Source organism: Sorangium sp. So ce119 (assembly GCF_051524405.1).
Classification (GTDB): domain Bacteria; phylum Myxococcota_A; class Polyangia; order Polyangiales; family Polyangiaceae; genus Sorangium; species Sorangium cellulosum_G.
In genome coordinates this window covers 3,848,739-3,861,864 of sequence record NZ_CP150310.1, presented here as the reverse complement: position 1 = coordinate 3,861,864, position 13,126 = coordinate 3,848,739, and the positions used below count along the sequence as shown (strand labels likewise).

The following is a 13,126-nucleotide window of genomic DNA, read 5'->3' as shown; positions in this document are numbered from 1 at the left end:
CCGCCGTCGCAGGTCAGCCGACATGTCCTGTCGAGGATGCGATACGTGCGCGCCCCGCGCAACCTGCGCGGCGCGCTCTCACATCATCGCGGCGACGCGCTGGATTCGCGGGGTGACGAGGCGCCGGCGGGACTCACGGACATCCGGCGAGATCGCGGAGCGCGGCGAAAACAGCCCTCAACGCGCCAGAGCGAACCGCGCTGACGCCTCACGGTCGCGCGGCAGACGTGGCCAGAGGAGGCCGCGCCTCCGCGCGCGCTCACGGGAGCGGTGAGGTGGCGACCCGGAATACCGGGACCAGATTCACGCGCTCGTCCCAGGACGGGTGGCGCCGGTAGAAGAAGTCGAGGCGAGCCGCGGAGTCCTTCGCGAACGCAGGATCGCGCAGGCGCGCCTCGAACTCGGCGCGCAGCGCCGGATCGGCGGCGAGCATCTTGCGGGCTTCCTCCTCGGCGACATAGGCCTCCATGTACTCCTTGCGCTCGAAGGCGGCGTTGAAGAAGCCCCAGGCCACGAGCGAGTCGGGCGCGAGCGGCTCGAGCAGGTGGAGCACCAGCGGCGCCCGCGGCTGCGCGATGGGGACGAAGAGCGAGCCGCGCGGCAGATCGAGCCGCTCGGGCCGGAAGGCGCCCTGGAGCTTCACCGGCGCCCGGCCCTCGAAGGACGGCTCGAAGGTCACGGCGTCGGCGCGGAACGCCTCGACGGCGAAGCCGGGGCGCGCCTCGGGCAGGAGCTCGTAGCGCACGCCGTGCAGGCGCAGCTTGTCGGCCACCCAGGCCGCGTGCGCCGTGGGGACGACATACCCGGCGGCGGGCGCGGTGACGGTCAGGTCCGGCTCCAGCCGGTCGAACAGCGGGATGCGCCAGATCTCCGGGCGAGACTCGTCGTAGCGGATCCACGTGCCGCCCGAGATGTCGGAGGCGCGCTTCTCGTACGCGAACCCGCGGAACGGGAAGTCGCGCGGGACCGGCGCCACGCGGTGCTTGAGGACGAACGGGGCGCCGGCGAGGCGCGCGGCGGCGGCGTCCGCGCGGTCGGCCGCCGCGCGCAGGGCGCCCGCGCCGGAGGCGACGCGCTCGAAGAGCGCCGCGAGCAGGTCGTGGACCGCGCGGACGCGCCGGGCGTGGGTGGCCCAGCTGTGCGTCTCGACGAGCACGCCGACGCGGTTGCGGGCGGCGCTGTAAGACTGCGAGAAGCGCGGCGGCCCCGGCCTGGCGGCGATCCCCGACGACGGGTCGTCTTCCGTGCGGAAGGACGGGTAGAACGGGAGCGGCAGGTGGCCGAGCGCCGAGAGGCGCGCCTGGAGGGCCTCGGAGAGCCCGCGCGCCTCGGCGTCGAGGCCGCCGGGGTGCGGCGCCGACGGCTCGACGATGACGGCGACGTCGTGCTGGAACTTCGCGCCGTCGGTCGCGTGCAGATCGACCTGGACCACCGGGTCCCAGGCGTCGAGGAGCGCCAGCATCGCGCGCATCTCGGGCGCCTCGGCCTTCATGTGATCGCGGTTCAGGTTGAGGTTCTGCCCGGTGGTGCGGAAGCCCATCTCCTCGGGGCCGCGCTGGTTGGGGCGCTGGTTCGGGCGGAAGCGCTCGTGGCCGTCGATGTTGAACACCGGGACGAACACCGCCGTGACCGCGGCGAGGGCGCCGGGCGCCATCGCGCCGTCGAGCAGCTCGCGGAGGGCCCAGAAGCCGCCGTCCTTGCCGTCGATCTCGCCGGCGTGGATGCCGCCCTGGAACAGGATCACCGGGCGGCGCTTCGCCCGCGCCGCGGCGGGGTCGAGCGCGCCGTCGGCGGAGGCCGCGATCGCGAGCATGGGCCTGCCCTCGGGCGTGGTACCGAAGCGAAAGCAGCGGGCGCGGCCCGGATAGGCCTGCTCGAAGGCGGGGCACAGCCGCTCGACCTCGGCGTAGCGGCCCGTGCGCTGGAAGCCGGTCCGCTCGGCCTCGGTGACGAGCGAGGGCGGCGGCACGGCCGGGACGGGCGGCGTGGGCCGACCGACGGTGGGGGCGGCCGGGCCTCCGGGCGCGGGGGCCTGGCAGGCAGCGAGCAGCGAGATCAGCGCGATTGCACGGGAAATGACGCGGCCGGCGAGCGCGGCGCGGGGGCGAGACATCGCGGGAGTCGACCAAATTCCGCGCTCAACGGCAAGGCGTGCTCCCTCGGCCGGGGGCGAGGTAGTCTCCGATGAGGATGAGCGCGCTCCCTTCCCGCCGTGCGCTGGCCCTCGGAGCGGCCCTGATCGGCGGCGCGGCGCTCCTCACGCCGCTCGGCATCGCGTCGCTGCGCCGCTCCGAGGCGGAGCGGGGCGAGCCCCCGGCGGGATCGGCGGCGGCCACGCCCGCGCCGGCCGGCGCGGCGACGGCGCCCGCGGACGGCGGGGCCCTCCTGGCGGACGGCGAGGCGGGCTGGATGGCCGACGGCGGGGCCGGCTCGATGGCCCATGGCGGCGGGGACGCGGGCCCGGCGCTGTTCGAGAAGCCGGTGTGGTCGGCCGCGTCGCGCGCCGCCTCCTACGGCGGGCTCTCGAGCGACGCGTGCGACCGGGAGCTGAAGCGCCGCGGGATCCCCCACGCCCCGGCGCCGCGCGGCGCCCCGCTGGTCGACCGGCCGGTCCGGATCACGGGCCCGCTGCACGGGGTGACGTTCCACGGCGACGGCGTGGCGAAGCCGCGGTCGACCTCCGTCTTCGACATCGCCGATTGCCGGCTGGTCCTCGCGCTCGACGATCTCGCCGCCTTCCTCGCGACGCGGGGGATCGCGGAGGTGGTGCACGTCAGCATGCACCGGCCCGCGCCCGCCGGGGCCGTCGCGCCGAAGACCGTCGCGCCGAAGAAGGCGCCCGCGAACGCGCCGAAGAAGGCGCCCGCGAAGGCGAAGCCAGGCAAGAAGGCCGCGAAGGGCGCTGGCAAGGGGGCGAAGCCCGGCGCGCGCGCGCCGAAGAAGCCGGCGGCGGCGCCCGCGCGGCCCAGCCAGCACGCCCTCGGGCTCGCCATCGACGTCGCCGCCCTCGTGAAGGCCGACGGCGCGCGGCTCGACGTGAAGGCGGACTGGCACGGCGCCATCGGCGCGCCGCCGTGCGGGCCCGGGTCGGAGCCGAAGGAGGCCACGCCCCAGGCCCTCGAGCTGCGGGAGATCATCTGCGCCGTCTTCACGAGCGGGCTCTTCAATGTCGTCCTCACGCCCAACGCGAACGAGGCGCACGCGGACCACTTCCATTTCGATATCAAGCGCGACGCGCACTACTTCCTGCTGGAATGAGCGGCTGGACGGCGCGGCGCCTCGCGGGGACAGCGCCGCTCCGCTGCATTCGCCGGCTGGAGTGCGGTGGGCGCGGGGAGAAAGAGAAAGAGGCTCGCGAGGAGCGCAAGGAGAGAGAAGAGCCGCACAAGTACCGTGACAGCGTTGTCCGGTCCGGAGCCCCGCCCGGCGCACGCTGGCGTCGACCAACCCACATTGAATGCGAAACATGCTTCGCGGTGAGGCGACGCGGCCGACCCATGTGGACGTGATAGGCGTGCAATCTGGACAGATGCTTCGCTTCGTGCGAACTCTGTAAGGAGAACATGTCGGTCACGTGTCGCAGCCATGTTCGCGTCCTCTCCGCAGGCGAGATCCACTGGGAAGAGTGGAGCCCTCCCCGGAACAGCGGCGCGGGCAAGCGCCCCGTGGTCCTGGTACACGGCCTGTCCGATAGCTGTAGGACCTGGAACCGGCTCGCCCCCGCGCTCGCGGCCGGGGGGCGCCGCGTTGTCGCGCTCGACCTGCCCGGCCACGGCCAATCCGCCCGGCCCGACGCGCCCTACACGGTCGCATGGTATGCGAACGTGGCCGCGGAATGGATCCGCGCCCTCGGGCTCAGCGATTTCGATCTGGTCGGGCACTCGTTCGGGGGCAGCATTGCGATGTGCGTGGCCATCGAGCGGCCGGGGCGCGTGCACCGCCTCGGGCTTGTCGCGGCGGGCGGCTTCGGGAGCGAGGTGGCGCTGCCGCTGCGCTTCGCCGCCGTGACAGGGCTGCTCGAGCTGGCCGCGCCTGTGCTCATGGGCGTCGGGACCCACGCGGGGATGCTGGTGCTCGGCGGCAACTTCAACGCAGAAGAGCGCCGGTACCTCGCCCGCGTGAACGCCCGGCCCGGCACGGCGCGCGCCCTGTCGCGCACGCTCCGCCACGCGATCGACCTGCGCGGGCAGCGCGAGCACCTCATGGACATCGCCCACCGGCTGCCGGAGATACCGCCGCTCGCCGTCTACTGGGGCGACCGCGATCCGGTGATCCCGGCGCGCCACGCGGCGGACGTCGAGCGCTACCTGGAGGGCGTGCCCGTGCGGCGCTTCGCCCGGGCGGGGCACTACCCGCACCGCGAGGCGGTGGCCGATCTCGCCCCGGACCTCGCGCGCTTCCTCGACGCGCCGCAGCCCACGCCGCGCCTCCGCGCCGGGGCGCGCGCGCCGCGCGCGGCGGCCGTGGCGGTCGCGCCGCAGGGCAGCCCCCGGTGGCAGCCCTGGCCGGACGCCCCGGTCCGGCAATGGGCGCAGCGCTCGCTCGCGCCGCTGCTCCGGCAGACACCGCAGCAGGACAGCGACGGCGCCGCGTCTCCCGCCGACCTCGGGAGCCGCCCGCCGCCCGTCCCCTGCTGACGCGCGACCCGCTCCCGCCGGCGCCCCGCCCGTTCCCTGTTGACGCGGCGCCCCCGGGTGCTGTTCCCTCGGTCGCCGGTGCAACTCGAGTGTGAGACCTGCGGCGCGTCGCTGCGCGTCGAAGCGGACCAGCGGACCGCGGTCTGCCCCTACTGCGCCTCGCCTTCCGTGGTCGAGCGGCCGCCCTCGCACGGCCGCCCGCCGCCGCACTTCGTCCTCGGCTTCACCATGTCCCGGGAGAGCGCCCAGGGCGCGGTCAAGGCGTGGCTGGGCAAGCGGAGCTTCTTCGTGCAGTCCGGCGTCAGGGCGGGGTCGATCGACTCGATCCGCGGCGTCTACACGCCCGCCTACCTCTACTCGGCGATGGCGCAGACGCGCTACGCCGCGGAGATCGGCGAGAACTACCAGGAGAACGAGACGTACACGACGACCGACGAGAAGGGGAACACCGTCACCCGCACCCGCGTCGTCACCAGGACCGAGCACCGGCACCTCGAGGGCCTGCGCGCCACCTACGTCATGGATGTGCTGGTCGTGGCCTCCCGCGCCGTCCCGAACGCCGAGCTCGAGGCGATCGAGCCGTTCGACCTCCGCACGATGCGGCGCTACACGCCCGCGGTGCTCAGCGGCTGGATCGCCGAGGAGCCGACCATGAACCAGGACGAGTGCTACGCCCTCGCGCGGCGGGAGGCGCTGGAGAAGATCGGCCGCGACCTCACGGCCTTCATGCCCGGCGATAGCCACCACGGCCTCGTCCACGAGACGCGCCTCGATCGCGAGACGCTCGAGCTGCTCTACGTGCCGCTGTGGGTGCTCGCGATCCGGCACGACCCGCGCGAGCCGCCGTTCCGGGTCCTCATCAACGGCCAGACGGGCGCGATCCACGGCAAGGCGCCCCTCTCGTGGATCAAGATCGCCCTCGCCGTCCTGCTCGTGCTGCTGCTGATCGCGGCGCCGTTCGTCCTGGCCGCAGCGCGCGACAGGGGTCAGCCCGAGCGGCGCGGCGTCGCGCGGCCGCAGGCCCCCGCCGCGGCGCCCGGGCCGGCCGAGCGCGCCCGTCCGGGCGGCACCAGGCCCGCGCCGACCGGAGGGCAGCGATGAGCCTCAGCATGGGGACCTCCGGGGCGATGGCGCGGTGCTGCGCCCGCTGCCAGGGCCCGCTGGAGCAGGGCGACCTGCGCTGCGCCGTGTGCGGCCTCGCCGCGCCCCTGGACCGCGCGCCGGCCCCGCAGCTCGTGCAGGTGCTGCGGTGCACCGAGTGCGGCGCCGCGGTCTCGTACTCGGCCGAGGCGCAGGCGCCGAAGTGCCGCTTCTGCGGGGCGGTCACGCGGCTGGAGCAGCCGGTCGATCCGGTCGACCAGGCCGACTGGCTGCTCCCGTTCGGGGTGGCGCCGGAGCAGGCCGATCAGGCGCTGCGGCAGTGGATGGCGACGCTCGGCTTCTTCCGGCCGTCGGACCTCGGCCGCGCGGCCACGGTCGAGGGGCTGCACGCGATCTGGTGGGCGGGCTGGATCGTCAACGTGGACGCCCTGGTGAGCTGGACGGCGGACTCCAACGCGGGCGCCCACCGGAGCCCCTGGGCCCCGCACGCCGGACAGACGGAGCTGCCCTTCCGCGGGCTGCTCGTGTCCGCGTCGCGCGGGCTCTCGCTCGAGGAGGCCCGGGAGCTCGCGCCGTCCTTCCGGCTCGACCGGATGGTGCCGGCCGCGCACCGGACGGAGCAGCAGCTCGGCCCGGCGGACGCGGTGCTGGAGCAGTTCGACGCCCAGCGCTCGGCGGCCCGGAAGGTCCTCAGCGAGCGGATCGCCGCCACCGCGGAGGACGCCCTGCAGCGGGGCGTGATCCCCGGGTCCACGTTCCGCCACGTGCGCGTGGCGGTGCTGCTGCGGGCGCTGGAGACGCGCCGGGTGGCCCTGCCCTCGTACGTGCTCGCCTACCGCTACAAGGGGCGGAGCTACCGCGCCGTCGTGCACGGCCAGGACGCGAGCCGCGTCACGGGGTCGGCGCCGATCGCGTGGGGCAAGGTGGCGCTCGTGATCGCCGTGGTGATCGCGCTGGTGGTCATCGTCGTGGCGGCGGTGGTGCTGGCGCGCGCGGGCTAGCAGCGCGGCGCGCGACGAACAGGCCACCTCGGGCCCGCCGTCCGCGCGGGAGCCGGGACGAACGCGGGGGACGCGGTGGCCAGCGCGCGGCGCGTCGACGCGGCGATCCGCGCGATTTCAGGGGCGCGATGCGCGCGAGATCCTGTGGCGGAATGCCCCGAGAGCACGCCCGGTGCGGCGCAGAAGAGCCATGGATCTCGCTGACTTGCGCGTGAGCTGGCGCTGGTCCGGATCTCGCAACTGCCGCCGGAACCGCAAGGAGGAGCACATGGAAACCGGGTCACGCGAGAAGCTGCTGGAGATCCTCAAGAAGTTCCGCAACGCCATGCTCGTCACGCAGGCAAACCACGGGATGCTGCGCGCGCGGCCGATGGCGCTCATGAAGGTCGACGACGCGACAGGGGACATCTGGTTCATGACGAGCATCGACTCGGGCAAGATCGACGAGATCGAGTCGAACCCCGAGGTGAACGTGACCCTCCAGGAGGCGCGCCGCTTCCTGTCGCTCTCGGGCCGGGCCTCGATCGTGCGCAGCCGGGCGAAGATCGACGAGCTGTGGTCCGAGGAGGCGAAGGTCTACTTCCCGAAGGGCAAGGACGACCCCCACCTGGCGCTCATCCACGTGAGCCCGCGCGAGGGCGAGTACTGGGACAACGACGGAGCGGCCGGGCTCAAGTTCCTTGTCGAGGCGGTCAAGGCCTATGTCACCGGGACGACCCCCAAGACCGACGCCTCCCAGCACGCCACGGTGTCGCTCAACGGCGGGGCGCCGAGCGACAGGATGACCTCTGCGCGGTAGCGACGCTCCGCCGGCGCGCTGCGCCGGCCCGCCGCGACGACCGCCGCCGCGCTGCGCCGCGCCCTCACCTGCGCGGTGCGGCGCCACATGCGACATCGCGCCTCACGCCGGGCGCGGTGCTCCTGAGTCTGTCCCCCTCCAGATCGACCGAAGAGCCTGCGCGTAGCAGATCGCACCGCCGCGCGCAGGGTGGTCTCACGTCCGCGCCCATCGAGGCGCGCGCGCGGCGGGACGCGCGGGGCAGCGAGCCCATGAATCCCGCGGGGGCCGCGCGCCTGCCCTCGCCACGCGTGGAGGAACCAGCGGGACGGAGCGTGGCGCATCCCTTGCTTTTCCCGGAATGACCCGCGCGCTCTCCTCGGAATCGGACGTGAGGCGCGACGCGGGAACCCGGCAAGCGAGGTTTGGCATGGGGATCTTCACGATGTCTCGTCGAGCTCAGATGGTGATGATGGCGGCGGCGTCCGTCGTGGTCATCGTGGGCTTGCGCTATGCGGAGCCGTTCCTCGTGCCGGTGCTCTTCGGGATCGCGCTCGCGGCGATCTCGTCGCCCATCGCGAGCTGGGTGACCCGCCGGGGGCTCCCGCCGGCCGTCGGGGCGCTGGCCGCGCTCGTGGTCGACCTGGCGATCCTGGCCTTCGTGGGGGCGGTGGTGACCATCGCCGGGGTGGAGCTGGAGGAGAAGGTGCCGGCTTACCTGGCGCGCGCCTCCGAGGCGACGGTGGCGATCGCCGCGACGCTCACGGAGCGCGGGCTGCCGGTCAACCCGGAGTTCCTGTCGAAGACGCTGCACACGGCGTCGCTGGTGCCGCTGCTCGGCGGGGCCGCGGTGACGGTCGCCAGCGCGGCGTCGAACCTCGGGGTGGTGCTCCTCGTTGTCTTCTTCGCGCTCTGCGAGTTCGCGGGCGCCGGCGCGAAGCTCCGGGCGGTCCTCGCGGACCCCGCGCGCGGGCTGGAGCACGTCGACCGCATCGTGCGCGAGGTGAAGAAGTACCTGGTGGTGAAGATGCTGACGAGCCTGCTCGTGGCGGTGCTCGCGTACATCATGCTGGTGCTCCTGGGCGTGGACCTGGCGCTGCTGCTGGCGTCGAGCCTGTTCGTCCTGCACTTCATCCCGAACATCGGCGCGGCGGTCGCGACGATCCCGGCGGTGCTCGCCGCGCTGGCGAGCCAGGGACCGGGCACGGCGGCCATCGTGGCGCTCGGGTACCTGCTGATCAACCTGCTGGTGGGCAACGTCCTGGAGCCGCGCGTGCTCGGGCGGACCCTGGGGCTGTCTCCGCTCGCCGTCCTCCTCGGGATGCTCTTCTGGGGGTGGCTCTGGGGGCCGTCGGGGGCGCTGCTGTCGGTGCCGATCATGATGGTGATGAAGATCACGCTGGAGAACGTCGAGGGGCTCTCGTGGATCGCGCGGCTCCTGGAGCCCGCGCCCGAGGAGCAGGAGACGGCGGCGCCGGTCAGCGAGGACGCGCCGAGGTCGCTGCTGAGGCCCAGCGTGGCGGGGGCGCGGAGGTCCGGGTAGCCCGGCCATTGCGCAGAAAGGCGCATGGCAATCGGCCCCGAGCCCCGTCAGGGTCCCGTCGCGGGCGCGATCCCGAAGACGCGCTCGTGGCGGGCGCTCTCATGGCAGCCCATGCAGGACGCGACGCGGCCGGCGGAGGTCACCTCCCCCTCGGGCGTGACCGTGCCGTAGACCCAGCCCGCGTCGGTGCCGGGCGTCTCCTGCGCCACCTTGAGCACCACGTAGGCGCCGGCGAGGCGCGACGCGCGGTAGACGCGGTCGCCGTCGCGCAGGTAGGGATCGAAGTGATCCTCGGCGCCGTGCGGACTTTCCGGCCGAGAGCCGCCCGGGAGCTCGGGCGCCGCGCTCTTCTCCACGAGCTCGGGATGATAGCTCTCCTTGACGAGCACCTGCCCGACCGGCTGGGACACGGGCTCCGGGCCCTGCACGAACGGATATCGATCGCGGTGCCGGGCGAAGACCGAGTAGAGCTTGCGGGCGTGACCGCCGTCGTCGGCGGCGCTCATGCGCGCACGGCCGGGCATCGGCAAACGGCAGAGCCAGGGAGCCCAGCGGAGCTCGTCGTCGACACGACCCCAGGCCCTGTACTCGCGGAACGCGGAGGCGATGAGCGGGGCGAACCGCGCGTCGATCTCCGCAGCGCCGGCAACCGGCGGCGCGGACGGGGCGGCAGCAGGCGTCGCCGAGGAGCTCCCGGCCGGAGGGCGCTGCGTCGTCGCCGCGTCCGGCGAGACGGGCTCATCCATCGGCTGGCTGCATCCAGGCGCAAGCACGAGGAGAAGGAGCAGGTGGATACGCATGAGGCCGATCGTACGATCAGAGCGGTCGGAAGATCTGCCAGACGAACCACGCGCGCCGCGCGAGCGCCGGGCACGATGACGGTTCGCCGCCCCGGACGACGCTCAGGCTGCGGAGGTCACGGCGCCGGCGGCGCTGATCCGGCCGGCGGCGCTGATCCGGCCGGCGCAGGCTCCGGCGACGGCGGGGCGGCGCGGGTCGGCTGGCAGCGGGGACAGAAGTAGGTCGAGCGCATCATGGTCCCCTGCCGGCGCATCTGGACCGCGGCGCCGCACTCGTAGCAGGCGCGACCCTCGCGGCCGTACACGCTGACCGGCCTCCTGCCGCGGTCGAAGCCGGTGCGCGTGGTGCGCGTGTGGAGGTAATGCGCGGTCGGGCCGCGGTACGCGCCGGAGGGGTCCCGCGGCTCGACGTTGGCCTGCAACAGACGGCGGCCGAGGTCGATCATCGCGGAGAGCTCCTCGTCCGAGTAGGCCCGGACCGGGGCGAAGGGGTCGAGCTTCCGCCGGAAGAGGAGCTCGCTCTTGTAGACGTTGCCGATGCCGGCGACGACGCGCTGATCCATGATCGCGACGCCGAGCGGCACCTCGTCGAGGGACCGGAGGCGGCGGAGCGCCTCCGCGGCGTCGAAGCCGTCGGCGAGCAGGTCCGGGCCGAGGCTGCCGAGGAGCCGGTCGCCGCGCACGGCGCTCGCGCGCAAGAGCCGCACGATGGGCGCGCGGAAGCAGACGGCGACATAGCCAGGGACCGCGAGGATCGCCGACGCCGTCGCCTCGGACCGCTTCCAGCGCTCGCCCTCGCGGTAGAGGTGCCAGGCGCCGCTCATGCGCAGGTGCGTGTGGAGGACGGTGCCCTCGTCGAAGTAGATGAGGAGGTTCTTGCCGCGCGCCTCCACGCGCTCGACGCGGCGGCCGACGAGGTGGTCGCTCCGCCTGTCGCTCCGGGGCAGCTCCAGCGCGATGACGCGCGCGCCCTCCAGGGCAGGGCCGAGGGCAGCGGCGATCCGGAAGAGGGTGTCGCCTTCAGGCATGAGCGCTCCCGGAGCCTCTGGGTGCGGCCCGGCCCGATCGCAAGGGGTTCAATCGCCAACAGCGGCAAGCGGCGCGACCGGAGCGCGCCCCGGCCCGCGACTTGACCTCGGAGCGGCACCTCGTGAATCCTCGCGCCATGTCCGGGCTGCTTTGCGCGCACGTCGAGGAGCCGGTGTGATGGACCTCGGATTCGATGACGTCCTGCCGTACCTCGCCAGCGCGTACCGGCGGGGCGTGCTCGCGCCGTTCATCGGCTCGGGGATGAGCAGGCCCGCCTGCACGGGCTGGCTGGACCTGCTCCGGGGACTCGCCGACGCGGCCGGCGTCGAGGTGCCCGAGCACCTCAGGAAGGCCCGACCCGAGGACAGGCTGGACACCTCGGAGCTGTACCGGCTCGCCGACAAGGCGGTGCTCGGCCTGGCCGCCATGGACGCGGCGTCGCGCGCGGACGCGTACCGTGAGGCGCTCAACGAGGGCGGGAAGGCCGCGGGCGACTGCGCGGTGCCGCCGCAGACGGAGGCGCTCGCGCGCTGCCCCTGGCCGCTCGTGCTCACGACCAACTACGACGATCTGTACGTCGTGAGCCGGATGCGGCAGTCCCGCGCCGGCGAGCCGTCCCGGGAGGCCCGGCGGGACGAGACCGACGTCCCGGAGGTGCTCGGGCGCAGCGTCGAGGACTGCCACAAGGTCCTTCGCTCCCTCGAGTCGCCGACGCGGCCCGTCCTGTGGGCGCTGCAGGGCTTCGTCGGAGGGCAGGCCGCGCGGCTCGATGAGCTCGACGAGGCGCTCGTCCTCGACCCGCGGCGCCGCGCCGAGCTCGCGGGCCAGGTGGTGGCGGGCTACCAGCAGTATCAGTACGCCGTCAACGCGCAGCCGCACTTCCGGCGCGCGTTCGCCGAGGTCCTCTCCCGGCGCTCGCTGCTGTTCCTCGGCTCTGGCATCCTCGAGGACTACCTCATCAATCTTTTCGGGGAGATCGCCCACCACTACGGGCCCGGGCCCCACCCGCACTTCGCGCTGTTCTCCAGCGACAGGAAGGACACCCTCGACGTCCGCTTCCTGCAGACACGGCTCGGCATCGCCCCGGTGTTCTACGGGCACTATTCCGAGCTGACGGGGCTGCTCGGCCGGCTGACCGATGCGGTCTGGGAGCGCAGGGCCCCTGCCCTGTCGGGCGCCGCGAGGCCGCCGGTGGCGTGGATGCCGGACGAGCTGGGGTTCAGCCTCTCCGACGGGTCGACGTGCCCCTCGGGCGAGGCGAGGAAGCTCCGGCTCCGGTATGCGCCGCTCTCCGTGCCCGCCGCGGGGGACGGCCGCGCGTGCGTTGTCGTCAGCGTGGGCCGGATGCCGGCAGATAACCGCGCCATCCAGGGCACCCAGGCGAAGCGCCTCCTCGCCGAGGCGAAGAAGGCCGGGGTGGTCGCGGATACGGAGCCGGGGCGCTGGCGTCCCCTGGACGAGGCGCCGTCGTACGCCTACCGGTTCGGCGACGCGCCGATCTTCGGCGTCGCCGCCCGCGAGCGGAGGACGGATCTGCCGCCGGGCAGCGGCGACGACGGTCCGGAGGACAGCCGGGACCTCGGCGTCATCGCGGACGCGGTGTGCGCGACCCTGCGCGCGGCGGACGAGGCGGGGTTCCGCCGCGTGCACATCGGCCCGGTGGCCTCGGGCAAACACCGCCTGTGGCACCCGCTGCACCCGTTCGTCCAGACGCTCGCCGGACTCCGGAGCTTCTTCGGCGAGGCCCCTGCGCCGGGCATCGAGATCGTCGAGCTCCACGTGATCTCCCCGGCGATCTGGTTCCCGGTGATCGCCGGCAAGGTCCCGGTCGCGGAGATGCTGTCGTCCGCGATGAGGAAGATCTGGGTCGATATCCGGGACGCGAACGGCAGCTCGGAGATCTTCGCGGTGACCGTCTGCGGCCCGACGCGCGTGGGCGACATCAAGGCGCTGTGCGGGCTTCCCGCGGCGCGGTGGAGCACGGAGATCCTCCCCCGGCCGAGCAGGGTCGAGCCGTCGAGCGCGGACGATCTTCTGGTGGCGCCCACGTCGATCGTCGTCTTCTCGCCGCGGCGCTAGCTTCGCATCGATCAGGTTGTTTCCAGACGGGGCGGCCTCCCGGTGCCAATGCGCGCGCGGCGTCGCAATCTGTCACAGGCGTGCGCCGGGCGCATGGCCGTGCGCCGGAGCGGACACGCGCGATTCTCAGCGCACAGGGCCACGGAGCCCCAGCAGAA

At 73.8% G+C, this 13,126-nt stretch carries 10 protein-coding genes; 7 read left to right on the top strand and 3 right to left on the bottom strand.

From position 1 onward, the window contains the following. Window positions 1-259: 259 nt before the first annotated feature. On the bottom strand, window positions 260-2,113 hold the full coding sequence (locus tag WME76_RS14445) for a M14 family zinc carboxypeptidase (protein ID WP_437960709.1): 1,854 nt from the start codon (window positions 2,111-2,113) through the stop codon (window positions 260-262). 77 nt (window positions 2,114-2,190) lie between these two features. On the opposite strand from WME76_RS14445, the gene WME76_RS14440 reads away from it, so the two are divergent. From WME76_RS14440 to WME76_RS14415, 6 genes are all read left to right on the top strand, one after another. Then, window positions 2,191-3,258 carry an extensin family protein gene (locus tag WME76_RS14440; protein WP_437960708.1) on the top strand — a complete coding sequence of 356 codons (1,068 nt, stop codon included), beginning with the start codon at window positions 2,191-2,193 and terminating at the stop codon, window positions 3,256-3,258. Between the two features lie 305 nt (window positions 3,259-3,563). Then, a complete protein-coding gene (locus tag WME76_RS14435; protein WP_437960707.1) occupies window positions 3,564-4,637 on the top strand; it encodes an alpha/beta fold hydrolase in 1,074 nt (357 codons plus the stop codon). 78 nt (window positions 4,638-4,715) lie between these two features. Next, window positions 4,716-5,738 carry a hypothetical protein gene (locus WME76_RS14430; protein WP_437960706.1) on the top strand — a complete coding sequence of 341 codons (1,023 nt, stop codon included), beginning with the start codon at window positions 4,716-4,718 and terminating at the stop codon, window positions 5,736-5,738. An 8-nt stretch (window positions 5,739-5,746) separates the two neighbouring features. Continuing rightward, entirely contained in the window at window positions 5,747-6,739 is a 993-nt protein-coding gene (locus WME76_RS14425) for a zinc ribbon domain-containing protein (RefSeq protein WP_437960705.1), read from the top strand. A gap of 268 nt (window positions 6,740-7,007) precedes the next feature. Next, on the top strand, window positions 7,008-7,538 hold the full coding sequence (locus WME76_RS14420; RefSeq protein WP_437960704.1) for a pyridoxamine 5'-phosphate oxidase family protein: 531 nt from the start codon (window positions 7,008-7,010) through the stop codon (window positions 7,536-7,538). Window positions 7,539-7,962: 424 nt separating this feature from the next. Beyond that, window positions 7,963-9,060: an AI-2E family transporter gene (locus WME76_RS14415; protein ID WP_437960703.1), complete on the top strand. Its 1,098-nt coding sequence runs from the start codon at window positions 7,963-7,965 to the stop codon at window positions 9,058-9,060. Window positions 9,061-9,107: 47 nt separating this feature from the next. Here WME76_RS14415 and WME76_RS14410 read toward each other — a convergent pair whose 3' ends face one another. Beyond that, on the bottom strand, window positions 9,108-9,860 hold the full coding sequence (locus tag WME76_RS14410) for a hypothetical protein (RefSeq protein ID WP_437960702.1): 753 nt from the start codon (window positions 9,858-9,860) through the stop codon (window positions 9,108-9,110). Window positions 9,861-9,976: 116 nt separating this feature from the next. Beyond that, window positions 9,977-10,888, bottom strand: coding sequence for an Fpg/Nei family DNA glycosylase (locus tag WME76_RS14405; RefSeq protein ID WP_437960701.1), 912 nt, complete (start codon window positions 10,886-10,888; stop codon window positions 9,977-9,979). A 178-nt stretch (window positions 10,889-11,066) separates the two neighbouring features. Here WME76_RS14405 and WME76_RS14400 point away from each other — a divergent pair, with 178 nt between their 5' ends. Then, the gene (locus WME76_RS14400) at window positions 11,067-12,968 is read left to right on the top strand and encodes an SIR2 family protein (RefSeq protein ID WP_437960700.1); all 1,902 of its coding nucleotides are present in this window, start codon (window positions 11,067-11,069) and stop codon (window positions 12,966-12,968) included. The last annotated feature ends 158 nt before the right edge of the window (window positions 12,969-13,126 follow it).

Bases quoted from the DNA above. Each gene is read 5' to 3' on its own strand.
- WME76_RS14445 (WP_437960709.1), bottom strand. From the start codon at position 2,113: ATGTCTCGCCCCCGCGCCGCGCTCGCCGGCCGCGTCATTTCCCGTGCA.
- WME76_RS14440 (WP_437960708.1), top strand. From the start codon at position 2,191: ATGAGCGCGCTCCCTTCCCGCCGTGCGCTGGCCCTCGGAGCGGCCCTG.
- WME76_RS14435 (WP_437960707.1), top strand. From the start codon at position 3,564: ATGTCGGTCACGTGTCGCAGCCATGTTCGCGTCCTCTCCGCAGGCGAG.
- WME76_RS14425 (WP_437960705.1), top strand. From the start codon at position 5,747: ATGGGGACCTCCGGGGCGATGGCGCGGTGCTGCGCCCGCTGCCAGGGC.
- WME76_RS14420 (WP_437960704.1), top strand. From the start codon at position 7,008: ATGGAAACCGGGTCACGCGAGAAGCTGCTGGAGATCCTCAAGAAGTTC.
- WME76_RS14415 (WP_437960703.1), top strand. From the start codon at position 7,963: ATGTCTCGTCGAGCTCAGATGGTGATGATGGCGGCGGCGTCCGTCGTG.
- WME76_RS14410 (WP_437960702.1), bottom strand. From the start codon at position 9,860: ATGCGTATCCACCTGCTCCTTCTCCTCGTGCTTGCGCCTGGATGCAGC.
- WME76_RS14405 (WP_437960701.1), bottom strand. From the start codon at position 10,888: ATGCCTGAAGGCGACACCCTCTTCCGGATCGCCGCTGCCCTCGGCCCT.
- WME76_RS14400 (WP_437960700.1), top strand. From the start codon at position 11,067: ATGGACCTCGGATTCGATGACGTCCTGCCGTACCTCGCCAGCGCGTAC.